This is a genomic window from Novosphingobium aerophilum (genome assembly GCF_014230305.1).
In the GTDB taxonomy this organism is placed as follows: Bacteria; Pseudomonadota; Alphaproteobacteria; order Sphingomonadales; family Sphingomonadaceae; genus Novosphingobium; species Novosphingobium aerophilum.
In genome coordinates, this window is record NZ_JACLAU010000047.1 from 1 (window position 1) to 23,100 (window position 23,100).

At 69.9% G+C, this 23,100-nt stretch carries 22 protein-coding genes and 1 pseudogene; 10 read left to right on the plus strand and 13 right to left on the minus strand.

The genetic code is table 11. The features are described 5' to 3' along the window. A pseudogene (locus H7F49_RS19995) lies at positions 1-100 on the plus strand (IS110 family transposase); the annotation flags it as partial. A 78-nt stretch (positions 101-178) separates the two neighbouring features. Here H7F49_RS19995 and H7F49_RS17155 read toward each other — a convergent pair. From H7F49_RS17155 to H7F49_RS17170, 4 genes are read right to left on the minus strand one after another with little or no spacing between them, the layout of a single operon-like run. Further along, positions 179-667, minus strand: coding sequence for a MaoC/PaaZ C-terminal domain-containing protein (locus tag H7F49_RS17155; protein ID WP_185684793.1), 489 nt, complete (start codon positions 665-667; stop codon positions 179-181). After that, entirely contained in the window at positions 667-1,563 is an 897-nt protein-coding gene (locus tag H7F49_RS17160) for an acyl-CoA thioesterase (protein ID WP_328806836.1), read from the minus strand. The genes H7F49_RS17155 and H7F49_RS17160 overlap by 1 nt, the downstream gene beginning before the upstream one ends. Positions 1,564-1,577: 14 nt before the next feature. After that, on the minus strand, positions 1,578-2,381 hold the full coding sequence (locus H7F49_RS17165; RefSeq protein ID WP_185684794.1) for an SDR family oxidoreductase: 804 nt from the start codon (positions 2,379-2,381) through the stop codon (positions 1,578-1,580). A 3-nt stretch (positions 2,382-2,384) separates the two neighbouring features. Beyond that, on the minus strand, positions 2,385-3,611 hold the full coding sequence (locus tag H7F49_RS17170; protein ID WP_185684795.1) for an aromatic ring-hydroxylating oxygenase subunit alpha: 1,227 nt from the start codon (positions 3,609-3,611) through the stop codon (positions 2,385-2,387). 172 nt (positions 3,612-3,783) lie between these two features. Between H7F49_RS17170 and H7F49_RS17175 the strand changes: the two genes are divergently transcribed. Together H7F49_RS17175 and H7F49_RS17180 are read left to right on the plus strand one after the other, a co-directional pair. Then, positions 3,784-4,248 carry a VOC family protein gene (locus tag H7F49_RS17175; RefSeq protein ID WP_185684796.1) on the plus strand — a complete coding sequence of 155 codons (465 nt, stop codon included), beginning with the start codon at positions 3,784-3,786 and terminating at the stop codon, positions 4,246-4,248. Between the two features lie 104 nt (positions 4,249-4,352). Next, positions 4,353-4,739 carry a c-type cytochrome gene (locus tag H7F49_RS17180; protein ID WP_185684797.1) on the plus strand — a complete coding sequence of 129 codons (387 nt, stop codon included), beginning with the start codon at positions 4,353-4,355 and terminating at the stop codon, positions 4,737-4,739. 91 nt (positions 4,740-4,830) lie between these two features. On the opposite strand, the gene H7F49_RS17185 is transcribed toward H7F49_RS17180, so the two are convergent. From H7F49_RS17185 to H7F49_RS17195, 3 genes are all read right to left on the minus strand, one after another. Further along, complete coding sequence (locus tag H7F49_RS17185) at positions 4,831-6,846, minus strand: TonB-dependent receptor (protein ID WP_185684798.1); 2,016 nt, start codon at positions 6,844-6,846, stop codon at positions 4,831-4,833. Positions 6,847-7,006: 160 nt separating this feature from the next. Continuing rightward, complete coding sequence (locus H7F49_RS17190) at positions 7,007-8,416, minus strand: porin (RefSeq protein WP_185684799.1); 1,410 nt, start codon at positions 8,414-8,416, stop codon at positions 7,007-7,009. Positions 8,417-8,549: 133 nt separating this feature from the next. Beyond that, positions 8,550-9,530, minus strand: coding sequence for a PQQ-dependent catabolism-associated beta-propeller protein (locus tag H7F49_RS17195; protein ID WP_185684800.1), 981 nt, complete (start codon positions 9,528-9,530; stop codon positions 8,550-8,552). Positions 9,531-9,682: 152 nt separating this feature from the next. Between H7F49_RS17195 and pedF the strand changes: the two genes are divergently transcribed. From pedF to H7F49_RS17220, 5 genes are all read left to right on the plus strand, one after another. Further along, entirely contained in the window at positions 9,683-10,141 is a 459-nt protein-coding gene (gene pedF / locus H7F49_RS17200) for a cytochrome c-550 PedF (RefSeq protein ID WP_185684801.1), read from the plus strand. Beyond that, a complete protein-coding gene (locus H7F49_RS17205) occupies positions 10,134-11,012 on the plus strand; it encodes a substrate-binding periplasmic protein (RefSeq protein ID WP_185684802.1) in 879 nt (292 codons plus the stop codon). Before pedF ends, H7F49_RS17205 begins: the two co-directional genes overlap by 8 nt. A gap of 187 nt (positions 11,013-11,199) precedes the next feature. Then, a complete protein-coding gene (locus tag H7F49_RS17210) occupies positions 11,200-12,960 on the plus strand; it encodes a methanol/ethanol family PQQ-dependent dehydrogenase (protein WP_185684803.1) in 1,761 nt (586 codons plus the stop codon). A 105-nt stretch (positions 12,961-13,065) separates the two neighbouring features. Beyond that, on the plus strand, positions 13,066-13,710 hold the full coding sequence (locus H7F49_RS17215) for a response regulator transcription factor (RefSeq protein WP_185684804.1): 645 nt from the start codon (positions 13,066-13,068) through the stop codon (positions 13,708-13,710). Next, positions 13,707-14,306 (plus strand): hypothetical protein, encoded by a 600-nt coding sequence (locus H7F49_RS17220; protein WP_214647879.1) that lies wholly within the window; start codon positions 13,707-13,709, stop codon positions 14,304-14,306. The genes H7F49_RS17215 and H7F49_RS17220 overlap by 4 nt, the downstream gene beginning before the upstream one ends. A 97-nt stretch (positions 14,307-14,403) precedes the next feature. On the opposite strand, the gene H7F49_RS17225 is transcribed toward H7F49_RS17220, so the two are convergent. The 6 genes from H7F49_RS17225 to H7F49_RS17250 all read right to left on the minus strand — a co-directional run bounded on the left by H7F49_RS17225 (position 14,404) and on the right by H7F49_RS17250 (position 21,073). Beyond that, positions 14,404-16,686, minus strand: a complete 2,283-nt coding sequence (locus tag H7F49_RS17225) for a hybrid sensor histidine kinase/response regulator (protein ID WP_235982291.1) — start codon at positions 16,684-16,686, stop codon at positions 14,404-14,406. After that, positions 16,683-17,837: an FIST N-terminal domain-containing protein gene (locus H7F49_RS17230; protein WP_235982292.1), complete on the minus strand. Its 1,155-nt coding sequence runs from the start codon at positions 17,835-17,837 to the stop codon at positions 16,683-16,685. Before H7F49_RS17230 ends, H7F49_RS17225 begins: the two co-directional genes overlap by 4 nt. A 69-nt stretch (positions 17,838-17,906) precedes the next feature. Beyond that, positions 17,907-18,332: a DUF779 domain-containing protein gene (locus H7F49_RS17235; protein ID WP_185684807.1), complete on the minus strand. Its 426-nt coding sequence runs from the start codon at positions 18,330-18,332 to the stop codon at positions 17,907-17,909. Positions 18,333-18,360: 28 nt separating this feature from the next. Continuing rightward, complete coding sequence (locus H7F49_RS17240; RefSeq protein WP_185684808.1) at positions 18,361-18,684, minus strand: EthD family reductase; 324 nt, start codon at positions 18,682-18,684, stop codon at positions 18,361-18,363. 102 nt (positions 18,685-18,786) lie between these two features. Beyond that, positions 18,787-20,307 (minus strand): aldehyde dehydrogenase, encoded by a 1,521-nt coding sequence (gene adh, locus H7F49_RS17245; RefSeq protein WP_185684809.1) that lies wholly within the window; start codon positions 20,305-20,307, stop codon positions 18,787-18,789. 184 nt (positions 20,308-20,491) lie between these two features. After that, positions 20,492-21,073: a rhodanese-like domain-containing protein gene (locus H7F49_RS17250; protein WP_185684810.1), complete on the minus strand. Its 582-nt coding sequence runs from the start codon at positions 21,071-21,073 to the stop codon at positions 20,492-20,494. Positions 21,074-21,122: 49 nt separating this feature from the next. On the opposite strand from H7F49_RS17250, the gene H7F49_RS17255 reads away from it, so the two are divergent. Further along, positions 21,123-21,911: a quinoprotein dehydrogenase-associated SoxYZ-like carrier gene (locus tag H7F49_RS17255; RefSeq protein ID WP_185684811.1), complete on the plus strand. Its 789-nt coding sequence runs from the start codon at positions 21,123-21,125 to the stop codon at positions 21,909-21,911. Next, positions 21,908-22,864, plus strand: coding sequence for a quinoprotein relay system zinc metallohydrolase 1 (locus tag H7F49_RS17260; protein ID WP_185684812.1), 957 nt, complete (start codon positions 21,908-21,910; stop codon positions 22,862-22,864). The genes H7F49_RS17255 and H7F49_RS17260 overlap by 4 nt, the downstream gene beginning before the upstream one ends. Positions 22,865-23,100: the final 236 nt, after the last annotated feature.

Consider the following 23,100-nt stretch of genomic DNA (forward strand, 5'->3'; position numbering starts at 1 on the left):
AGGAAAACCCCCAAAGGTCGCTCTCGTCGCCATCATGCGAAAACTCATCACAGCCCTCAACGCCATGATCCGCAACAAGCAGAAATGGGCTCTCGCCTAGACGGTTGCTCCCCGTACCGGGGAGGAAGCAAAGGTCCGATCCCGGGCGCAAACGGTCGTCGCAATCCGATCGCGCGCCCTAACTCCGGTCCCGCCCTGCGCGCGTATAGACCAGGTTGATGCTGTCGAAGGTCAGGCACTCGGTGCCGTCGTCGAGCAGCACGGCATAGTGGGTGACCGCGGTGCCGCGCGGCTTGCCGCTGCGCGAAGGCTCGAGGCTGACGATCTCGCTGGTGACGTGGATCGTGTCGCCCGGGCGCACCGCGCGCTTGAGGCGCAGCCGGTCGAAGCCGACCCCGGCGACAAAATCGATGTCGCTGTTGATCGTGTGATCCAGTTGCCGCCACAGCGCCAGGACGTGGATCCCGCTCGCCACCACCTGCCCGAACACCGAGGCGCGCGCCGCCTCGGGATCGGCGTGGAACCATTGCGGGTCATGGTCGCGGGCGAAAGCGACGATTTCCGCCTCGGTCACGGTGCGCGAGGCCGAGCGGCGGGTTTCGCCCAGGGTCAGGTCCTCGAAGCAGCGCCAGGGCGTGCCGAGCGGGGAGAGCGGGCCAGCGGTCATCAGATCTTCCCTATGCGCGGCGCGTCGAGCATGCGCGCCAGTCCCTGCTGCACCACCGTGGCGACCAGCGCTCCGTCGCGGCGGAACAACGTCCCCGTGCCCAGCACCCGCGCGCCCGAGGCCACCGGGCAGTCCACCACATAGAGCAGCCAGTCATCGACCCGGCAAGACTGGTGGAACCAGATCGCGTGGTCGAGGCTGGAAATCTGCAGGCAGGGATCGTCCCAGGCGATGCCCATCGGCCTGAGCCCGCCCTGGATGATGTGGGTGTCGCTGGCATAGGCGAGCAGCGTCTGGTGAACCTCCGGACTGTCCGGGAAGGGCACTTGCGCCCGCAGCCAGAAATGACGCCGGGCGGGCCGGGGTTCGATCGGCCCGAGGTGGAACGGTTCGACCGGGCGCCAGTCGAACATCTGCCGGCGGCACCAGAACGGGCGCTGGCGTTCGGGCACCTCGGCGAACCGCTCGGTGAAGAACCGGGCCAGCGGCTCGAGCGTCTCGGGGCCGGGGACCCGGGGCATCGCGTCCTGGTGCAGGGCGCTGTCCTCGGTCACCTGGAACGAGGCCATGGCGTGGGCCACCGGCGCGCCGTCCTGGGTCACGGCCACCCGGCGCTGGGCAAAGCTGCGCCCGTCGGTGTCGCGCTCCACCGCGAAGTCGAGCGGTCGGTCGGTCAGGCCGGGGCGCTGGTAGAACAGGTGCAGGGCATGGGCGACCTTGTCGGGCGGGACCGTCTCGCGCATCGCGGTCAGCGCCTGGGCGACGATCTGGCCGCCATAGAGCCGCAGCAGGCCGCTGGGTGCGGGGTGCGAGCGGAACCGGTCGGGCCCGGGCCGGTCGAAGCGCAGCAGATCGCGGGCCTCGACCGCCGGATCGTCGGGGAAGGGATGGGTCACGATGCGGCCATTGCTCAGGAAGGGAATGGGGCCTGCCGCGCGGCCCGCACCGCCGCACCGATTTCCGCATTGGTCGGGTTGCGGCGCAGGGTCAGGCCGCCGTTCACCTGCAGCACCTGCCCGGTCATGAAGCAGGCGTCGCTGGCCAGCCAGGCGACCGCTTCGGCCACGTCCTCGCTGGTGCCGACCCGGCCGAGCGGATATTCGCGGGCAAAGGCCTCGAGCATGCCCGGGATCGTGCTGGCCTTGCCGGTCATCGGGGTGACGGTGAAGCCCGGGGCGACCGAATTGGCGCGGATCCCGCGCCGGCCGAACTCGTTCGCGACGCAGCGGATGATGTGATCGGCCCCGGCCTTGGTCCCCATGTAGGCGGCGTGATCCTCCAGCATGATCGAGGCCGTGGCGGACGAGATCTGGATCAGCGAGCCCCCGTCGCGCATGACCCGCAGCATGGCCTGGTAGAACAGCATGGCCCCGGTCAGTTGCAGCGCGACCATCCGTTCGATCTCGTCGCGGGTGGTCTCCAGAAAGGGCTTGAGCAGGCCCCAGCCGGTGGCGTTGACCGCGATGTCGAGCCCGCCGAACCGGTCGACCGCCGCCTGCGCCAGTCGGGCGAGGTCGGGCTCGGAGGTGATGTCGCAATGCGCGACGGCCAGGCCGTCGATCTCGGCCGCCAGCGCTTCCAGCCCCGCGGGCGCGCGGCCCGCCACCACCACCCGGGCCCCGTCCCGCGCCAGCCGCCGGGCGATGACCTGGGCCATGTTGTCGGGGTTCGCCGCGCCGATGACGACGGCGACCTTGCCGGCCAGCGCGCTCACCGCTCAGCCGTGCTCGACGAAGGGCGCCAGCACGGGCTCGACCCGCGCCGCCGGCGGCACATGCTCGGCCCCGATGCGGCGGTCCAGCTCCTCGTGCCAGTGATAGATGCGGCGCTCCTGGTAATTCAGCGACATGCCGGCAAAGCCCGGGCCTTCGACCGATTCCTGGATCTGCGGGGCGAACTGCAGGTCTTCGTAGAGAATGCGCTCCCAGTTCTTGATCCGGGTCTCCCACAGCGGATGGGGGTTGGCCGGATCGTGATCGGGCGCGACCCAGCTGGAGACGACGCGGGTGCGGCGCGGGCCCAGCGGCCAGAACTGCAGCAGCGGAATCCCGGTGGGGGCTGGCGGCATCACGAAGTTGGGATAGATGTGGTAGGAGATGTTGTTGGTGGCGGTGAATTCGGACACGGTCGGGATCTCGGGCATGCCCTTGGTCCCCGGATCGACCCAGTCGGGCCGCCGATTGGGGGTGACCATGCGGCTGTGCCCGTTGGGCCAGAGCGTGACGATCATCGCGCGGTGATCGAGGAAGCGGTCGACCGTGTTCTCGTGGATCGACTTGAGGTGGTAGACCTCGAGAAAGGCGTCGAGCAGGACCTTGACGTTGCAGTCCACCTCGTAGCTGCGGCTGTCGACCAGACGCAGGGTCTCGAGCTGCAGCTCCTCCAGGTGCGCGGCCATCGGCCCGATGTGCTCGATCAGCGGCTGGGCCTGCGGATCGCCGTTGAGGAAGATCAGCGAGCCGAGCCGTTCGCAGCGGACCGCCGAGAGCGAATGGCAGGCCATGTCGAAATCGGGAAAGTCGCGCTTGTCGCGCACCGCGGTGAGCTTGCCGTCGAGGGTGTAGCTCCACCCGTGATAGCCGCAGACGAACCCGCGCGAGGTGCCCTGGTCCTCCTTGACCAGCGGCGCGCCGCGGTGCTTGCAGGTGTTGTAGAACGCCTTGATCTCGCCCGACAGGGTGCGGCAGACCACGATCGGGGTGCCGGTGTTGCGGGTGAGGAACCAGGATCCGGGCTCGGGCAGCTGATCGACGTGCCCGGCATAGAGCCAGGCCTTGTTCCACATCGCCTGCCGTTCCAGCTCGAGGAAGTCCGGATCGACATAGCGCGCGGCGGGGATCGTCGGGAGTGCGGGGAAGCCTTCGGGCGGCGTGGTGCGGTCGCGCTCCCACGCCATCCGGTCCAGGTCTCGCTCGTGTCCCCGATCCGCCGCCAGATCCAGCATGGCATTCCTCTTCCGCGCAAGGCTTTTCGTTGTCAAAATAAAACAGTCATGTATGCTTGTAAATGGCGCCGAAGGCTCTGGCAAGGGCGCAAAAATCTGTTGGTACGGCAGGCATTTGCCAGAGTATCCCCGGTCGGCGGGGCAGGTTTGGCAAGGGGATAGGGGAGCCCGAATGGAAAGCCTTGGCGAGATCTTCCACCACGGCCTGATCGTTGACGACCTGGCCGCGGCCATGGCCCGGGTCGGGGCGGCGGCCGGTACGGAGTGGACCGCGGTGCGCAAGTTCGATCCCCTGCCGGTCTGGACCCCGGACGAGGGGCGGGGCGAGATCCGGCTGACGGTGGCCTATTCGTGCGAGGGACCCTTGCGGATCGAACTGGTCGAGTCCGTGCCCGGCACCCCCTATGACCGGCTCCGCGCCTTCGGCCGTTCGCACCTGGGGGTCTGGGTCGAGAGCGTGGGCGCCGCGGTCGAGACGCTGCTGGCGCAGGGCTGGCATGTGCTGGTCGCGGGCGCCGGACCGCGCCACGGCTATGGCAGCATGGCCTATCTCGGGCGCGAGGGCAGCCCCGTGATCGAACTGGTCGGCACCGAGCTGCGCGGCTTCATGGCCGAATGGTGGGCCACCCGGCCCTGACCGGGGGCCGGTCGACCGCCCGGCCCTTACCCGACCAAAGTGCAATTCCGCCGCGCCCGCACGCGTGGCACCCGGGATGCGAACGACAATCCGGGAGAGTTCCGATGAAAGCCTTGACCCTTGCCACCGGGCTCGCCGCGCTGGGCCTCACCACGCTGGGACTGGCCGCCCCGGCCTTCGCCGCGCCGCCTGCCCCCGCCGCGCCCCCGCCGGTCTTCGCGCGCTGTGCCGTCTGCCACAATGCCACCAAGGGCGCCGGGGCGAAGATCGGCCCCGATCTGTGGGGGGTCTATGGCGGCAAGGCGGCGCGCGCGAACTTCAAGTACTCGCAGGCGTTGAAGAACGCCAAGCTCAAGTGGGACGATGCCACGCTCGACAAGTGGCTCACCGCGCCCATGGCCATGGTGCCGGGCACGATCATGTCGTTCCCCGGGCTGAAGGATCCGGCCAAGCGCGCCGAGATCATCGCCTACCTCAAGACGCTGCGCTGACCCGGCCAGGCGACCCGGCGAGCAGCCGGAACGGGTGGGAGCGGCAAGGGGGCCGCTCCCACCCGTTCCCATGTCCGTTGGCGGCCCGCTGTCAGCGGATCCCGACCCGCAGGCCCAGCCAGACCGTGCGCGGCGCGCCCAGATCGACCGTGCCCCCCGAATTGCGGGTGATGATCCGGGTGTCGGTCAGGTTCTCGCCACGCAGGACCAGGCTCACGCTCCCGGCGATCGGCACCTGGGCGAAGGCGTCCAGCGTGGTCGCGGCGGGGAGCAGGTCGGTCTGGAGATCGTCCTCGAACTGGGCGCCGACGTGGCGCAGCGTGATCGCGGTGGTCCAGCCGGCTGCCGGACGATAGGCGGCGGTCAGCGCGGCGGCGACCTTTGGAGTCTGGGCCGGACGCTTGCCGTTCAGCGCCTGGCCGGGCGTGCGCATGGCGGCATCGGTCAGGGCCAGCGAGCCGTCCAGCGCGAGCGGACCGCGCTCGAGATGGGCGGCGAACTCCAGCCCGCGCGCCTGGATCGCCGCGATATTGGCCCGGGTCCGCTGGTTCGGGTCGGTCGCACTGGTGACATTGGCGATGGCATCGCGGACGCGGTTGGAAAAGGCCGTCACGCTCAGGCTGATCCCCGGCAGCGGGGTCAGGTCGAGCCCGGCCTCGGCCCCGGCCAGCCGCTCGGCCTTGAGCAGCGGGTTGCGGTTGGTGGTCACGCCCGCGACCACGAAGGACCGGTACAGCTCGTTGAGCGTCGGCTGGCGCAGCCCGGTGTAGCCCGCCGCGCGCAGCTTCACCCCGGGTGCCACCTGGGCGACAGCCCCGCCGCGAACGCTGCCGAGCCAGCCGCTGCGATCGGCGAAGACCAGGTTGCTGGTGAAGGTCCCGTCCGGCCGCGCGACCGAGGCGTGGCCGCTGCGGATCGACCAGCGATCGGCGCGGGCCCCGGCGGTCAGGACGACCGGGCCCAGCGTCCAGTCATCCTCGGCAAAGACCCCCAGGTCGCCATTGGTGCCCCCGGCGCGGCGATAGGTGAGGGTGGGGGTCAGCCCGGTCTCCAGCGTCTCGCCCGTGGCGACGCGCCAGTCGCCGCCCAGGCGCAGCAGGTGCCCGCCGCCGACCGGGGGGCGCAGCTCCAGCTTGCCGCCGGCCCCGGTGGACGGCGTGGCGCGCTGATTGAGCGTGGGGCGGAAGGTGACGGCGCTGACCACCACGTTGCTGAAATCGCGGCGCTGGACATAGCCGAGCACGTCGAACTGCCAGCGTCCCCGCCCGACCAGCCGCAGGCTGGCGTCCTCGCCCGCGGTGCCGGTGTCGGCGCCGGCGAAGCGCAGGGTGCGGTTGTCGCGGAAGGCCAGGACGCGGGCCTGCAGCTCGATGTCCGGGGTGATCGGCGCCACGGCGCGCAGCCCGGCCGACCAGCTTTCATAGCGTGCGCGGACGCTGGCGGCGGCGCGCTGCTCGACCGGGGTGGTCCAGAAGCCGGGGCCGCGGTCCCAGCGCCCGGACAACACGGCGAAGCCGCTGCCCAGGCGCGGGGCGAAGGTGCCCGACAGCTCGCTGTCGCCGCGATCGTCGATCAGGGCCGAGCCGCCGAACCGGCCAAGCTGGCTGGCCGAGGCGCTGGCGAATTCGATCGTCCCGGCCACGGCCCCGGCCCCGAACGCCCCCGACCCGCCGCCGCGCGTCACCCGGACCCCGGCAAGGCGTTCGGGCGAGATCGCCGACAGCGGGATGTAGCCGAAGAACGGATCGGCCATCGGCACCCCGTCGAGCAGGACCAGGGTCCGGCTGGTGGCATTGCCGCCCAGCGCGCGCAGGGTCACGCCCTGGGCCGAGGGGTTCGACGATCGGCTGTCCGAGCGGCGGAACTGCTGGAACCCGGCGATCGCGGACAGCGCGTCCTCGATCCGGCCCGAGGCGGCCTGGTTCAGCCGTTCGGCGCCGATCTCGGTCGTCCCGTAGGCCGGGGTGGCGGGTCCGGCATCAAGCCCGCGTCCGGTGACCACGATCTCCGGCGGACCCGCGTCCTCCGCTGCGCTGGCGGCAAGCGCCGCCCCGGGCAGCGCCGAGAAGCCGAGCAGCAGGGCGGCGCGCGGGATGGAACGGGGCATGTCTGACGGCCTCATGCAACGCGCCCGGCAAGCGCCGGGCGGCTCACTTCACGACACCGACTCCACCGGAGCGGCGGACGCGGCCATACAGCAAGGCACGGCGATTGGAACCATCAGCCCGGCCCCCCCGTGCGGGGAGGGGCCGGGCTGCATTATCCCGTCAGAAGAACAGGATCCCGCCCAGTGCCACCGCATCGCTGGATGCGGCGTTGTTGTTCTGGGCCCTCGACTGGGTGTGGATGTACTCGCCGATCAAGGTCACCCAGCTGGTCAGGCCGTAACGGACCTGGCCCACCGTGCTGGCATTGCGGCGCACCAGGGTGGGGTTCGCCGTGGCATCGGCCGCGCTGGCGAACTTGAGGAAGCTCGCGCCGTAGGAGGCGCCAAGGCCCCACTTGCCCTGGCTCAGCAGGGCCTGGACGTAGTAGCCGTTGCTCTTGCGCGGATTGCCCGCAGCATCGGTGTCGAACAGGTTGAGCACAGTCGTGCCGAGGCCCTTGGCCGTGTACCAGTACCCGGTCACGGTCAGCGGCCCGCCGGTCACCTTGGCGCCCAGGTCAACGCCCTGGCCGGTGTAGCTCAGCCCGGTCAGCGCATTGTGGCGCTGGGTGATCCCCGAGAGCCAGCCGTGCACGCTCACGTCGCCCAGCTTGCCGTCGTAAGTCACCTTGCCCTGGAAGCCCGGCGTCTTGTTCTGCTGGGCCGCGCCGGTCAGCGAGCTGAGCGGCTGGAACACCCCGACCGAGGCCTGCAGCCCCGCCATGCTGGGCGTGGTGTAGGTGATCTGCGGCTGGAAGTCGGTGTAGATATAGCCCGATCCGATCCGCCCCAGCGTGGTGTTGCCCGGAGCGACATTGCCCCCCGGCGCACCCGAAGACAGGAGGGTGATATCGTTGAGGATCGCGTCCGAGCCGAACAGGCCGATGTCGCGGCCGATCTTGATCGTCCCGAAGCCATCCTTGCCGAAGGTCATGAAGGTCTGGCGGAAATCGATGCCCGAGGTGGCCAGCGCGGTCGGCTGACCGCCGTTGTTGGCGCCCAGCGTGCCCCAGGCCGTGCTGTTGATCCCCGGATACATGCCGAAGTGCGCGCCGACATCCCAGCCGTTCTGCTTGGTCGTCACCTCGACCTTGAGGAAGCCGGGGAGCAGGCCGTTGCGCACCGCGCTGGTGCCGTTGCCGCCGACATTGGCGATGCCGCCGGTCACCGCGGTCCGTGCGCCGGCGGTCTGCGGGTTGTCATGCACATAGAAGCCGTTCACCGATCCGGTGAAGGTGATCGTTGCGCCGCCGACCTCGAGGCCGACGCCGGAGTCGGTCCGCTTGACCATATGGCTGACGTCGAGCGCGGCCTGGGCCGTGGTCATGCCCGCGGTGGCCGAGGGCGCCGGTGCGGCGGCGGCGGCCTGTTCCTCGCGCGTGAGCTCGGCATATTCCTCGTCGCTGAGGATACCCTTGTCATGCAGGCGCTTGAGCAGGGTTTGGGTCGTGCCGGCCTGGGCGCTCGTGGCGCTGAGGCACAGGGCCAGGGCGGCGGCTGCGGCGCCGCCGAGCAGGTTCTTCCTTCTCATGGTACTCCCCCAAATGGACAGGCCGGCTGACCGGCTGGCGTCCATCATGTGACGGGGGGGAGGGCGCCGGAATTGGACTTTGGGTCCTTGTACCAAAGGCCAATGGGCCTTGAGCCACAAGGATTCCGTAAGGTCAGGGTGCGATCGCCACGCCCCACGGACCGGCCCCGGCCGGCACTGTCGCCGTGGTCTGGCCGCTCGCCAGATCGACCACGCTGACCGTGTCGCTCATCCCGTTGGCGACCAGCGCGGTGGCCCCGTCCGGGGTCAGCGCCAGGTGCCAGGGACGGCCCCCGACCGGCAGGTAGGACAGGACCTTGCGGCTGGCCACGTCGATCACCGCGACGTGGTTCGCCCGGCCGAGCGCGACCACCGCGCGGCTCCCGTCCGGGGTGAAGCGGATCCCGCACGGCAGGATCTTGTACGCGGCCACCCCCGGGGGGGCGAAGGGGATCGTGGCGATCACCTGCCGCGTCTGCGGGCTGACCACCTGGACCACGCCGCCGGCCTCGGCCGCGGCCCACAGCTCGCGGCCGTCCGGGGTGAACTCGACATGGCGCGGGCGTGCCTCGGTCGGAGTCTCGGCCGCGACCTCCCGGGTGGCGAGATCGATCCAGGCGAGCGCATGCTGGTCCTCGCTGGTCACCACCAGCCAGCGCCCGTCAGGGCTTTCGGTGATCCCCTCGGGCTCGCGCCCGACCGGCACCTGCCAGGCGACGCGGCCCCCGGAAAGGTCGATGGCCGTGGCCGCGGCGTCGTCCTCGTTGGCGACGAACAGCAGCTTGCCATCGCGCGAGGGAAAGAACTGTTCCGGGTCCTGGCCCGCGGGGAGGCTGGCGAGCAGCCGGCCGCTGGCCCGGTCGCGCACCTCGACGGCATTGTCCAGTCCGGTGGCGACGTAGACCTTGCTGCCGTCGCGCGACAGGGCGATGCCGCGCGGGCGCTTGCCGACCGGCCAGGTCGCGGTGACCGTCCGGCTGTCGAGGTCGATCACCGTGACCGAATTGCCGCGCTCGTTCGAGACATAGGCCGTGCCCCCGGCCAGTGCGGCGGTCGCGGTGCCGAACAGCAGCAATCCGCCCAGCAGGGCGCGGCAGGGAAGAGGCAGGGTCATGCAGGCATCCTATTCGCTCGGCCGGGGGCGGGTATGCGACCAAGGTACTATGTCTGGCATCCCGGCGGACCGGTAGATTTCCCGGCCAGGACAAGAATCCACGCGGCCGGTCCCGGTTCGGGCTGCCGCGCGACCATGGAAGGATACCGAGGATGGCAGACCCCACAGGACACCCCAGGATCGGGCGGGTGCTGCTGCTGGCTGCGGCGGGTGTGCTCACCCTCAGCGGCGCGACGCGCATCATGGCCCACGGCAATGTGACGCCGCAGGCGGTCGACACCTCGGCGCTGCCCGATATCCAGCCGAACAACGACACCTGGGTTCAGCACAACCCCTATCGCGGCAATGCCAAGGCGATCGAGATCGGCGCCTCGGCCTATGGCCAGAACTGCGCGCGCTGCCACGGGCTGGATGCCATTTCCGGCGGGATCGCGCCGGACCTGCGGCTGCTGGAACTGGGCGATTCGGGCGACGAGTGGTTCGTCCAGCGCTACCAGCATGGCTCGGTCCGCGAGGGCAAGGTCTACATGCCGCCGATGGGCGAGGTCCTGGGGCAGAAGGCCGGCTGGGCGATCCGCGCCTGGCTCGAGACCAAGCACACCGATGAGTGAGCCGCTGCACCGCCGCGCGCTGCTCCGGTCGGCGCTGCAGGCGGGTCTGGTGGCGGGCGCCGCGGCGCTGTTGCCGCGCCCGCTCGCCGCGGCGCCGCTCGCCAAGGTCAAGGCCGACGGCCGCCTGCGCGTCGGGGTCTATGCCGACAACCGGCCCTGGTCCTGGACCGAGGGCGGCGTGCTGCGCGGGATCGACGTCGATCTGGGCAAGGCGCTGGCCCGGGCGCTGGGGGTTGAACCGCAGGTGGTCGAGTTCTTCGCCGGGGATGATCTCGGCGCCGATCTGCGCAACGTGGTCTGGCGCGGCGGGCTGCTGGGCTTCCAGCCCTGCGACGTGATGCTGCACGTCCCGTTCGACCGCCAGCTGATGATCGAGAACGATCAGGTGGCGATCGTCGCGCCTTACACGCGCGAGGGCTTCGGCCTGGTCTGCGGGCCGGAGGGCGGGGACTGCGAGGCGCCGCCGGTGCAGTTCCGGGGCAAGCGCATCGCCGCCGAAACCGCGACACTGTCCGACGCTTACCTGCTTGGCAGCTTCGGCGGGGTGTTGCGATCGAACGTGCGCCATTTCCAGAGCGGTTATGCCGCCATGGCCGCCGTGGGCACGGGGACGGCCGACGTGGCGATGGGCACGCGGGCCCAGGTCGAGGCGGCGCTGCACGATTTTCCCGCGGCGGGGCTGAAACGGCGCAAGGGTCCGATCCCCGCGCTGCCCTCGCCGGGCTGGGACGTCGCCATGGCGGTGAAGGACAACAGCCGGACCCTGGGCGATGCGCTCGAAACGATCGTCGGCGAACTCGTCGCCAAGGGCGCAATGGCCAGCATCTTCGCGACCTACGGCGTGGAGTGGCACGCCGCCCTGGCGGGTTGAGCGGGGCACCGGCGCCGACCCTCGGCGCAGCACGGTCTAGGCCTAAGGTGCAATTGTGAGCGACCCCCCGGCCGATAGGTTCGCCGGGGAAGCAACGGAAAGGGGGCCCGTGGGTGGGTCGGGGCCTTTTCGGGTTTCAACCCCGCTGCGGCAGGTCCGGGCGGGCCGGGTATAACAGGAGGATCACATGAAAGGCACTCTCAGGCGCAGCCTCGCCGGTCTGGCGACATCTGCTCTGGCTTCGGCGGCCCTGGTCGCGGCGGTTCCGGCCCTGGCCGACGGACCGACCAGCGCGGACATCGCCGCCAGCGCGACCAACACCAGCGCGGTCCTGACCAACGGCATGGGTCCGTGGGGCCAGCGCTATTCGACACTGACCCAGGTCAACACCAGCACGGTCAAGAACCTCGTCCCGGCCTTCGCCTCGTCGCTGGGCGGCGAGAAGCAGCGCGGCCAGGAATCGCAGCCGATCGTCTATGACGGCACGATCTACGTCACCGGCTCGTACTCGCGCCTGTTCGCCTTCGATGCGCGCACCGGCGAGAAGAAGTGGGAATACAACGCCCGCCTGCCCGACGGCATCATGCCCTGCTGCGACGTGGTCAACCGCGGCGCCGCGATCCATGGCGACAAGATCATCTTCGCCACGCTCGACGCGCACCTGATCGCGCTCAACCGCCACACCGGCAAGGTGATCTGGAACAAGGCGATCGCGGACTACCAGGCGGGCTATTCGGCCACGGCCGCGCCGATGATCGTCAAGGACATGGTGATCTATGGCAACTCGGGCGGCGAATTCGGCATCGTCGGCTCGGTCCAGGCGCGCGACGTCAACACCGGCGAGCTGATCTGGGAACGCCCGACCATCGAAGGCCATGTCGGCACCCTGCGCGGCCAGCCCAACGGCATGACCGGCAAGCTCAACGCCACCTGGACCGGCGACCTGTGGAAGACCGGCGGCGGCGCCACCTGGCTGGGCGGCACCTATGATCCCGAAAGCAACCTGATCTTCATGGGCACCGGCAACCCCGGCCCGTGGAACAGCCACTTGCGTCCGGGCGACAACCTCTACACCAGCTCGACCCTGGCGATCGATGCCGACACCGGCGTGATCAAGTGGCACTTCCAGACCACCCCGCATGACGGCTGGGACTTCGACGGCGTGAACGAGTTCATCCCGTTCGACGCCACCGTGGGCGGCAAGCCGATGAAGCTGGGCGCCAAGGCGGACCGCAACGGCTACTTCTTCGTGCTCGACCGGACCAACGGCAAGTTCGTCAGCGCCAGCAAGTTCGTGATGCAGACCACCTGGGCCAACGGGTTCAACCCCAAGACCGGGCGGCCGAACTACAATGACGACAACCGTCCGGGCGCGCCGGTCGGGGCGGAGAAGGGCAAGGTCGTGTTCTCCTCGCCCAGCTTCCTCGGCGGCAAGAACTGGATGCCGATGGCCTATTCGCAGCAGACCGGGCTGTTCTACTTCCCGTCGAACGACTGGGGCATGGACATCTGGAACGAACCGATCGCCTACAAGAAGGGCGCGGCCTATCTCGGCGCCGGCTTCACCATCAAGCCGATTGCCGAGGACCACATCGGCGCGCTGCGCGCGATGGATCCGACCACCGGCAAGATCGTGTGGGAATACAAGAACAAGGCCCCGCTGTGGGGCGGCGTGCTGACCACCGCCGGCGGCCTGGTCTTCACTGGCACCCCCGAAGGCTATCTCAAGGCCTTCGATGCCAAGACCGGGCAGGAGCTGTGGAAGTTCCAGACCGGCTCCGGCGTGGTCGGCTCGCCGGTGACCTGGCAGCAGGACGGCGAACAGTATGTCGCCGTGATGTCGGGCTGGGGCGGCGCCGTGCCGCTGTGGGGTGGCGAGGTCGCCAAGACCTTCAAGGAGATCAGCCAGGGCGGTTCGCTCTGGGTGTTCAAGCTGCCCAAGAACTGATGGCCCAGGCCGGGGGGAGGGCCGGTCCTTCCCCCCTCGCCGCCGCCTTCACCACGGATTGCCCCTGAGGCCATCCATGCTAAGCTGACCGGAGCAGCCACGGGAATGAATATCGAGATGGAACGGGTGCTGATCGTCGACGACCATTCGCTGGTCCGGGACGGCATGCGCAGCCTGCTCGAGATCAGTTTTCCCGAATGCGAGATCCTCGAGGCCGGGGCTCTCACCGAGGCGGTCGATGCCCTGTCGCGCGGCGACGAGGTCGACATGGTCCTGCTCGATCTCAACATTCCCGACGTGACGCGCTTTTCCGGCCTGACCGAGCTGCGCGACAACTTCCCCAGCGTTCCGGTGGTCATGGTCTCGGGCCAGCTCGACCGCATCACCGTGCGCGAGGCGCTGGCCGCCGGCGCCGCCGGGTTCGTCCCCAAGTCGCTCAAGCGCAACGAGATCGTCGAAGCCCTGCGGCAGGTGCTGGAGGGCGAGATCTACATCCCCGAATTCCTCGGCGAGGAGGACGACGCCAGCCGCGAAGCCTCCCTCACCCTGGCGCGGATCGACACGCTGACCCCGCAGCAGACCGTGGTCCTGCGCCACCTGGTCAACGGCAAGCTCAACAAGCAGATCGCCTACGAACTCAATGTCTCGATGACCACGGTCAAGGCCCACGTCTCGGCGATCCTGCAGAAGCTCCACGCCTATTCGCGCACCCATGCGGTGATCCTGGCGAACCGGGCGGGGTTCAGTTGAGCGCAGCCGGGGCTTTCGGCCTCGTGGCCGGAGCCATGGGGGCGATAGGCCGGTTGCGCTACGGCGCAGCTTTGGTCCTGGCCTGCACGGCCACGGCGGCAGTTGCCGCGTCTGGAAGAGTCGCGCTGGACGGGTTCTTCACCTTTGACAACGCCTATCGCTGTACTCCGGGACCAGCCTTCGGCCGACTGCTGCGGACTCTCGTCCGCTGGGACGAAGTGACCGATGGTAGCCCCGGCGGCGAAACCTATCGCCCCCGCCTCATGCCCCTGCAAGTACCAGGGCGGTATCGCGGCCAGTTCGGTGCTCCGCGGCTTTTCCGTGCAGGAGACGAATACCGGGTGACCATCCCGGTTCGCGGCACTTGGCGGGGCTTGCCACTACGCTCGCTGGTGCTGGTCAACTGGCCCGAAAGCGAAGGCGGGTTCGAACTCGTGTTCGATGCGCCACCGGACGACCTGCGGCGTGCGGCCAACGCGGCCGGGTTCCGCATTCCGGCGGCGGGTCGCGCCTATCGCGATAGCGGTGTGATGGGCGTAACGGTCGGCATCGGGCCGTCCGGCAAGGGCAGTGCACTGTCCTGCTACGAGGGTTGATCCCGCAGTGGTGATGGATCTGGTCGTCGCCCATGCCCGCCTGGATTTTCGCAGGCTGCTGGACGAGCCATTGCTGCGGTGACGCTGAGCGCCCCCCTCACTCCGCCGCCACGCTCTCCCCCTTCGTCGCCGTCCACCCGCGCCCCAGCATGGTCCGCATCAGCGCGCGCAGCTGGCCGGGCTTGATCGGCTTGTGCAGCATCGGGATGCCTTGCGCGGCGAGGCTCGCCTTGACCTCGTCGCTGCGGTCGGCCGAGATGACCAGGGCGGGCAGATCGCCCAGGTCGGCACGCAAGGCGGTGATCGCCGCATCGCCCCGTTGCCCGTCGTCCAGATGGTAGTCGGCGATGATCAGCGCCGGCCGCCGCCGGGGCAGGTCGAGCGCGCGGGCGGCGGCGAGGCTCGGTGCGGTCAGCACGGTATAGCCCCAGCGGCCGAGCAGCGCCTGCATGCCGTGCAGGATGGCATCCTCGTTGTCGATGATCAGCACGGTGCCGCCGGCATCCTCGCTGCTGGTCCGGCCGCGCGCACCGGAGGGCACGGTTTCGATCTGGCCGGCCTCGGCGAGCGGCACCCGCACCGCGAACTCCGATCCCCGGCCCGGTTCGGATGCCACCTCCACGCGGTGGTCGAGCATCTGGCAGGCGCGCCGCACCACGGCGAGACCCAGGCCCTTGCCGGCCGGGCCCTTGTGATGGGCGATGCGGCGGAACTCCTCGAAGATCGCCTCGAAGTTCTCCGGATCGATCCCGCGCCCGGTGTCGCGCACCGCGATGCGCACCTCATCGTCCTCGCAGGTGACCGCCACCGAGACCCGTCCGGCCGTGGTGTAGCGCAGCGCGTTCGACAGGAAGTTCTGCAGCACGCGGCGCAGCATGCGGAAGTCCGAGCGGACCCAGAGCCCCGTGTCGGGAATGTCGAGCGCAAGGCCCGCCTGCTTCGCCTGGGCGGCGAATTCGATGCGCAGCGCGCCGATCATCCGGTCGAGCTCGAACACGGTGATGTCGGGCTGCACCGCCCCGGCATCGAGCCGCGAGATCTCGAACAGGGCCTCGAGAAGCTCCTCGACCGAATCGAGCGCCACCCCGGTCTGCCGCACCAGCGCGCGGGTGGGCAGGGCCAGGCGGCGTTCGCTGAGCGCCGCGACGAACAGCCGCGCCGCGTTGAGCGGCTGGAGCAGATCGTGGCTGGCCGCGGCGAGGAAGCTCGTCTTGGAGCGGTTGGCGTGCTCGGCCGCGGTCTTGGCGGCGAGCAGCTGGACCTCGACCGCACGGCGTTCCGCCACTTCGGTCTCGAGCTCGGTGGTGCGTTCGGCCACACGGCGTTCGAGCGTCTCGGCGGCCTCGCGCAGCTCGGCCTCGTAGCGGAGGCGGTCGGTGATGTCGTCGAAGCTGTAGGCCATGCCCGCTGGCAGGATCGGCGTGCTGCGGATTTCGACCACGCGGTTGCCCAGCCGCGCCCGGGCGCGCCGCCGCACGCCGGGGGCCTGGCGCCAGTCGAGCACCTCGGGGTCTTCCAGCCCGAGCCGCTGGCAGTGGGCGAGCAGGCCGACCTGGGTGGCGATCTCGCGCCGGTCACCCGGGGGCAGGCAGAGAATCCGCTCGAGCCCGCCATTCGAGACCACCAGGTTGTGGCTCTGGTCGTAGAGGCAGACCCCTTCCGACAGCGTGTCGAGCGTGGCCTGCAGCGCCAGGTTGCGTTCGGCCAGCTCGCGCGTCCGTTCGCGCGCGTCCTCGGCCTTCACTTCGGTGATGTCGGTGTAGATCCCCACCGTCCCGCCTTCGGAGGTGCGGATCTCGTTGATCTGCAGCCAGCGGCCGTCGGTCAGCGCCTGGACATGGACGCCATCGGCCGTGGCATGTCGCGCCACCCGCTCGGCCATCCAGCGCTCGGGCGAGGCGAGTGCGCCGATTGTCCGCTGGCCTTCGGCGACGACCCGGGCCACCTCGGAGAAGGGCGCTTCCGCCGGCAGCTCGGCCACTTCGGGCCAGAACCGGCGGTAAGCCGCGTTGCACATGATCAGCCGGTCCTGGCTGTCGAACAGGGCAAAGCCGTCATCGAGCGATTCGATCGCATCGCGCAGCCGGGTGCGCGCCTCTTCCGCATCGCGGTGGGCCACGCCCAGCTTGGCATTGGCCTGCGACAGGCGGGCGAGCACGTCTTCCAGCGCGGCGGTGCGTTCACGCACCAGGGTTTCCAGCGAGATCGCCGTCTCGAACATCGAGAAGGCCCCGCCCTGGACATCGCTGGCGCGCTCGACCCGGTCGATCAGGGCGGCGTTGATCGTCTCGAGCTGGGCGATCCGCGCCTCGAGCATGGCGATGCGGCCACGGTCCGTCGCGGAATCGCCCGCCCGATCGGTCATCGCCCGATCGGTCATCGGCCGATCGCCAGGCCGCTCAGGGTCTGGTTGATGTGGGCGGCGCGGAACTGTTCGCCATAGGTGTTGAAGCCGACCACCCCGCGCCGGGCGTAAAGATCGGACACGGCGCGCTGCAACTGCCGCCGCTCGGCGTCGATCCGGTTGAGCACGCAATCGAACCCGATGACGTGATCGATCCCGCCGAGCCCGGCCTCGATCCCGTCGAACAGGCGCTCCAGTTGGCTGACCCGGTCGACCGGCTCGCCGATGCTCAGCACGATGCCGTTGTCGATCGCGCAGTAGAACGTCAGGCTGCCGTCGGGATTGACCGACTGGATCGAGCGGACGTGATAGCCGCCCCCCGCGCGGACCATCGGCGGGTGCGCCGCGAAAAAGGCGGCATCGAGCTGCTCGCCGGTGCGCCCGGCCAGGCGCAGGTATTCGTCGGCGGCGGGTCGGGCGTTGATCTGGTGGACCACCCGCGCGGCGGGATCGGCGGCGGTCACCACCATCTTTTCCGCGCCGGGCAGGTAGTGGTTGGCGGTGAAGGCCTGCATCGGACGGCGGCTGGACAACAATGCGACCACGGCCGCATCGCGCAGGAAACGGTCGCCCACCAGGATGCCGGTCTCGTGGAAGCGCATGCCATCACCCGACGAGCCCCCGACCAGCGGGGTTTCGCCGAGGGCTTCCTGCACGGTCATCGCCAGCAGCTCTTCGCGGTGCGACAGGCCGTCGACCAGGAAGATCGCCGCGCGGCTGGGGCGCGGAGCGAATCCGCCCTCCAGCTCCACCTCGGCGAGGCCCGTGGCGAGCTGGCGGATGGCCTCGCGCCCGATCACGGGATCGAAGCGGTCGAGATCGTCGAAGCAGTGCAGCGCCATGCGGAAATCGGCGGCGGGGAAGCCGATGAAAACCAGGCTGTCCTCATCATAGCCGCGCTGGCTCAGTTCCCCCGCACTGGTGCAGCCGATCAGCGGAATCCCTCCGAACCGGCCGGCCAGCGCGCGCGCCAGCGGCTCACGGGGATAGCGGTGCGAGCAGAACATGAGGCCACCGGCCAGAGTGCGGCGGCCCACTCCGGCGACCACTTCGGCCACGGCGGCGGCCGGATCGCTGCGGTGCGACGTCACGACGGCCAGATCATCGGCCAAGCCGGTTTGCGCCAACCTCTCCTCCATCGGCCGGCCTCGAGACCGGCTCTGCATCCCACGCCCGGGCGAAGACTATCGCAACTGTTACAAGGGTTCCAATCGTTTTCCGTCATGATCGGCCGCATCGCCATGCAAGGGTTCGCCGGCCGCCGCCAGGGCCTCGGCCTCGGCATCGCTGAACACCCGGCTCCGCACGATGAAGCGCAGGCCCTCGGGGGCTTCCAGGCTCATCCCTGCGCCGCGCCCCGGCACGACATCCAGGGTGATCTGGGTATGCCGCCAGTATTCGAACTGGGCGGCGCCGATCCACACCGGGGTATCCCCCGCCACATGGCCCAGCAGCACGTCCCGCCCGCCAACGCGGAACTCGCCGCGGACGAAGCACATCGGGGCGGACCCGTCGCAGCATCCGCCCGACTGGTGGAACATCAGCGGGCCATGTGCCGCGACCAGCCGGGCGATCAGCGCCTCGGCGGCCGGGGTGGCGAGGATGCGCGGGGGTGGGTTCATGCCGTCCTGCCGTTCGGCCGGGCCAAGCTCAGCGCACCTCGCCGACCATGATGGTGACCCCCCCATCGGCGAAGTTCGCCAGATCGGCCGCGGCGGCCTGACCTTCGGGCGATCCCATGGCCTGTGCCATTTGCGCTGCGCTGCGATAGAACAGTTGGGCGATGCGGTAGTAGGCCGGCTTGCTGCCATCGGGGCCGGGCAGGCCCTTGATCAGCACGGCCCGGTCAAGCCCGGCGATCCGGTCGACCAGCGGCAGGTGCGTTTCGGCGTAATAGGCTTCGAAGGCGGCGGGATCACTGGGCTCGCCATAGAGCACGTTCACCACGACGGGCTGTTCGTCAGTCGATGTCATCTGTTCTCTCCCCGAAGCGGAACGGGCCGCCAGGAACCGGCTGGCCCGAATGGCGGAAGGGCCGCCTTCCGGAGAAGGCGGCCCACCCTTGTGCCCTGTCGATCAGAAGAAGCCCAGCGCCTTCGGGCTGTAACTGACCAGCAGGTTCTTGGTCTGCTGGTAGTGATCGAGCATCATCTTGTGGGTCTCGCGCCCGATGCCCGACTGCTTGTAGCCGCCGAAGGCCGCGTGGGCCGGGTAGGCGTGGTAGCAGTTGGTCCAGACGCGGCCGGCCTGGATCGCGCGGCCGAAGCGGTAGCAGGTGTTGGCGCTGCGGCTCCACACCCCGGCGCCCAGGCCGTAGAGGGTGTCGTTGGCGATGCTCAGGGCTTCCTCGTCGGTCTTGAAGGTGGTGACCGCCAGGACCGGGCCGAAGATTTCCTCCTGGAAGACGCGCATCTTGTTGTGCCCTTCGAGCACGGTCGGCTGGACATAGTAGCCCTCGGCCAGCTCGCCCTCGTGGACCTGCCGCGCGCCGCCGGTCAGCACCTTGGCGCCTTCGCCGCGGCCGATGTCGATGTAGGACAGGATCTTCTCGAGCTGGTCGTTCGAGGCCTGGGCGCCGATCATCGTCGCCGGATCGAGCGGGCTGCCCATGCGGATCGCCTGGACGCGCTTGATCGCCTTTTCCATGAACCGGTCATAGATCGATTCGTGCACCAGCGCGCGGCTCGGGCAGGTGCAGACCTCGCCCTGGTTCAGCGCGAACATGGCGAAGCCTTCCAGCGCCTTGTCGAGGAAATCGTCATCCTCGGCCATCACGTCGGCGAAGAAGATGTTGGGGCTCTTGCCGCCGAGCTCGAGCGTGACCGGGATCAGGTTCTCGCTGGCGTACTGCATGATCAGCCGGCCGGTGGTGGTCTCGCCGGTGAAGGCGATCTTGCTGATCCGCGGGCTCGTGGCGAGCGGCTTGCCCGCCTCGATGCCGAAGCCGTTGACGATGTTGAGCACGCCGTCGGGCAGCAGGTCGGCGATCAGCTCGGCCAGGACCATGATCGACATCGGGGTCTGCTCGGCGGGCTTGAGCACCACGCAGTTGCCGGCGGCAATGGCCGGGGCCAGCTTCCACGCGGCCATCAGCACCGGGAAGTTCCACGGGATGATCTGCCCGACCACGCCCAGCGGCTCGTGGAAGTGGTAGGCCATCGTGTCATGGTCGATCTCGGCGATCGAGCCTTCCTGGGCGCGCACGCAGGCGGCGAAATAGCGGAAGTGGTCGACGGCCAGCGGCATGTCGGCCGCAGTGGTCTCGCGGATCGGCTTGCCGTTGTCGATCGTCTCGGCCAGCGCCAGCAGGTCGAGGTTGGCCTCCATCCGGTCGGCGATGCGCAGCAGCACGTTCGACCGTTCGGTCGGCGAGGCCTTGCCCCAGCCTTCCTTGGCCCGGTGCGCGGCGTCGAGCGCCAGCTCGATGTCCTCGGCGGTGCCGCGGGCGACCTGGCAGACCGGCTTGCCGGTGATCGGCGAGATGTTGTCGAAGTACTGGCCCTTCACCGGAGCGACCCAGCGCCCGCCGATGAAGTTGTCGTACCGCGCGCGGAACAGCGACGTTCCCGAGAATTTGCTCATGGCCTGTTGCAGCATTGCTCTCTCCTTGGTGGTCCCGCCCTGTTCCCGGACCTTGCTCCCGCAGGGCGTGCGGAATCGGCTGGGGCGGACACTGCGCGCGGGTGGGGGTCTCGCCAATTATACCTTGGGTCGGATGGGGGGCGGAACGGGGAGTCGGGCGGGGGGGCGGGCGGGGCGCTGACCCGGCCGATCGTCACGATCAGTCGTGCGGCACGACAACCTGGGGGAGGGATGCCGCCAACGGTCGTCCGGCGTCGTGCCACCCGTCTATGCCCTCCGGCTGCCACCACACGCCCGTCACGCCGCCGAGGGCCAGCCGGCGCGCCGCGTTCCAGCTCATCCAGCAGTCGGCGCGGCAGAACAGCACGATCGGCCAGCGGGGGTGGGCTCGGCGGGCCGCGCCGATCGTCTCGATCAGCCCGCCCCACAGCGCGGGGTCGGGGATCGCGCGTCCGGTCTCGGGCAGCCAGAGCGCGCCCGGGATGGTCTGGTGCGGGGGGACGCCATCCCACACGCCCGTCCCGGGATCGCGCCGCGCGCCGTCTGCGGGAAGCACGTCGATGAACAGCGAATCGCGCCCGGGGCGCAGCCGCAGGGCGCGGGCGAGCGGCAGGATTCCCGCGGGCGCGGGGTCCCGGTCGACCGGCGCGCGATAGCGGGTGCGGCGATAGCCCGCCGCATCGAACAGGGCCTCGGCAGAATCCTGACCCCAGGCCCGTCGGCCGGCGCCAAGGGCCAGCCCGGCGGCCGCCGCCTGCAGCATCAGATCGCGCCGTCTCATTCCAAGGATCAATAGGTCGCGCGCGGCATCCGCGCTATGGTGCTTTGGTATGGCCGTGCCGCAAGCCGCATCGCGCATCCTGATCGCCCTCGTGGCCCTTGTCGTGGCCCTTGCCGCGGCGGGCGCGGCGCGGGCGGGTGTCCCCGATCCGTTGCACTCGCCGATGTGGGACATGCATGCCGCCCGGCTGTTCGCGAATGCCCCTGTCGTGTTCGACAAGGCCGTCCGCGTCGATGTGCCACAGATCGCCGAGAACCAGCACGTCTTCCCCGTCACGGTCGATGCCCGGGCCCTGGGCGAGGTGCGGCGGATCGTCATCCTGGCCGATCTCAACCCGATCCCGGTCGCGGTCGATTTCGCGCCGTCGGGCGCGGCCCCCTGGCTGTCGTTGCGGATCAAGCTGGACCAGCGCACCCCGGTGCGCGCCGCCGTCCTCGCCGCCGATGGCAAGTGGCATGTCAGCGGGGTCTGGGTCGATGCCGCGGGCGGGGGCTGCTCGGCCCCGCCGGTCAGCCGGGCCAAGGGGGACTGGGCGCAGCACCTGGGCGAGCTGCGCGGGGCGATGTATTCCTCGACGGCGGGGCCGCGCCTGCGCTTCACCGTGCGCCATCCGATGGACACCGGTCTGGTCGAGAACATTCCGGCCTACAACATCGAGACGATCCGCGTGGCGTCCGGTCCGCGCGATCTGGCGACGATCATGGTCTGGGGCTCGGTGGCCGAGGACCCGGCCTTTTCGCTGCTCCTGCCCGCAGGAACCGGTGCGGTGACCTTGCGGCTGCGCGACAGCAACGGGCGGGAGTTCACCGGCCACGTCGCCGGACCGCAACGGCCGTGACCGGGCTCCGTCGCCGCCAGGTGCTGGGCGGGATCGCCGGCGGGGTCGGGCTGGCGGCCACCGCCCTGCACGGTGAAACCTTCGCCGGACGCTACACCCTGGGGCCCGAGCCGGTGGCCGAGGGGATCTGGCTGGTGCGCGGCACCAATGCCCAGATAGCCTTCGCCAACGGCGGGGCCATCGCCAACTGCGCGATCATCGCCACCGCCGCCGGTCCGGTGCTGTTCGATTGCGGCCCCTCGCTCGCCTATGGTCAGGCGCTGCGGCACATGGCGCGCAACCTGACCCGGCGCGATCCGGCGCTGGTGCTGATCAGCCACCTTCATCCCGATCACGATCTGGGCGCCGGGGCCTTCGATCCGGCCACGGTCGCCGCGCTGCCGGGGACCATGGCGGACATCGCCCGCGACGGGCCGGGCATGACCGATGCCATGTTCCGCATGCTGGCCGACTGGATGCGCGGCACCCAACTGGTGGTGCCGACCCGGCGGCTCGAGCCCGGTCCGCTGGAGGTGGGCGGGCGCACCTTGCAGCTCCTCGCCCTGTCGGGGCACAGCGGCGGCGATCTGGCCGTGCTCGATTCCCGCACCGGCACGCTGATCACCGGCGATCTGGTGTTCCACGATCGGGCCCCGGCCACCCCGCACGCCGATCTGGCCCGCTGGCGCGCCGCGCTCGACACCCTCGCCGCATTGCCGCACCGCGTGCTGCTGCCCGGCCATGGCCCGGCCGACCGCGCCGGGGTGGCGATCCCCCAGACCCGCGACTGGCTCGACTGGCTCGAGCAGGCCCTCAACGCAGCCGCCGCGAACGGGCTCGACATGGTCGAGGCGGGCGAACAGCCGATCCCCGAGCGCTTCGCCGGGCTGGCCGCAGCGCGCTATGAACTGCAGCGCAGCGTCTCGCACTTCTATCCGGCGATCGAGGCGGCGCGCCTGCCCCGGGTCGACTAGGGCGCGGGGCCGCGTTCCGTGCCGGGATGAACGGCAGGGTCGGGTGGGGAGCTGCTATTGGGCGCACGGGGACGGGGACGGCCAAGCCGGTGCTGACCCGAAAAAGATCATCGTCGTCCCGGGCTTGTGTGGACGAGATGTGCTTTATTGGTTGCATCGGCCGGGATGCGCATCCCGGCCGATGCGGGCAGGAGGCCGATGTATCGGACTGGTTGCACAGCCGAGGTCAAGCAAGG

Bases quoted from the DNA above. Each gene is read 5' to 3' on its own strand.
- H7F49_RS17195 (WP_185684800.1), bottom strand. From the start codon at position 9,530: ATGACCCTGCCTCTTCCCTGCCGCGCCCTGCTGGGCGGATTGCTGCTG.
- H7F49_RS17240 (WP_185684808.1), bottom strand. From the start codon at position 18,684: ATGACATCGACTGACGAACAGCCCGTCGTGGTGAACGTGCTCTATGGC.
- adh (WP_185684809.1), bottom strand. From the start codon at position 20,307: ATGCTGCAACAGGCCATGAGCAAATTCTCGGGAACGTCGCTGTTCCGC.
- H7F49_RS17255 (WP_185684811.1), top strand. From the start codon at position 21,123: ATGGCCGTGCCGCAAGCCGCATCGCGCATCCTGATCGCCCTCGTGGCC.
- H7F49_RS17175 (WP_185684796.1), top strand. From the start codon at position 3,784: ATGGAAAGCCTTGGCGAGATCTTCCACCACGGCCTGATCGTTGACGAC.
- H7F49_RS17180 (WP_185684797.1), top strand. From the start codon at position 4,353: ATGAAAGCCTTGACCCTTGCCACCGGGCTCGCCGCGCTGGGCCTCACC.
- H7F49_RS17210 (WP_185684803.1), top strand. From the start codon at position 11,200: ATGAAAGGCACTCTCAGGCGCAGCCTCGCCGGTCTGGCGACATCTGCT.
- H7F49_RS17225 (WP_235982291.1), bottom strand. From the start codon at position 16,686: ATGACCGATCGGGCGATGACCGATCGGGCGGGCGATTCCGCGACGGAC.
- H7F49_RS17250 (WP_185684810.1), bottom strand. From the start codon at position 21,073: ATGAGACGGCGCGATCTGATGCTGCAGGCGGCGGCCGCCGGGCTGGCC.
- H7F49_RS17155 (WP_185684793.1), bottom strand. From the start codon at position 667: ATGACCGCTGGCCCGCTCTCCCCGCTCGGCACGCCCTGGCGCTGCTTC.
- H7F49_RS17190 (WP_185684799.1), bottom strand. From the start codon at position 8,416: ATGAGAAGGAAGAACCTGCTCGGCGGCGCCGCAGCCGCCGCCCTGGCC.
- H7F49_RS17235 (WP_185684807.1), bottom strand. From the start codon at position 18,332: ATGAACCCACCCCCGCGCATCCTCGCCACCCCGGCCGCCGAGGCGCTG.
- H7F49_RS17185 (WP_185684798.1), bottom strand. From the start codon at position 6,846: ATGCCCCGTTCCATCCCGCGCGCCGCCCTGCTGCTCGGCTTCTCGGCG.
- H7F49_RS17170 (WP_185684795.1), bottom strand. From the start codon at position 3,611: ATGCTGGATCTGGCGGCGGATCGGGGACACGAGCGAGACCTGGACCGG.
- pedF (WP_185684801.1), top strand. From the start codon at position 9,683: ATGGCAGACCCCACAGGACACCCCAGGATCGGGCGGGTGCTGCTGCTG.
- H7F49_RS17215 (WP_185684804.1), top strand. From the start codon at position 13,066: ATGAATATCGAGATGGAACGGGTGCTGATCGTCGACGACCATTCGCTG.
- H7F49_RS17205 (WP_185684802.1), top strand. From the start codon at position 10,134: ATGAGTGAGCCGCTGCACCGCCGCGCGCTGCTCCGGTCGGCGCTGCAG.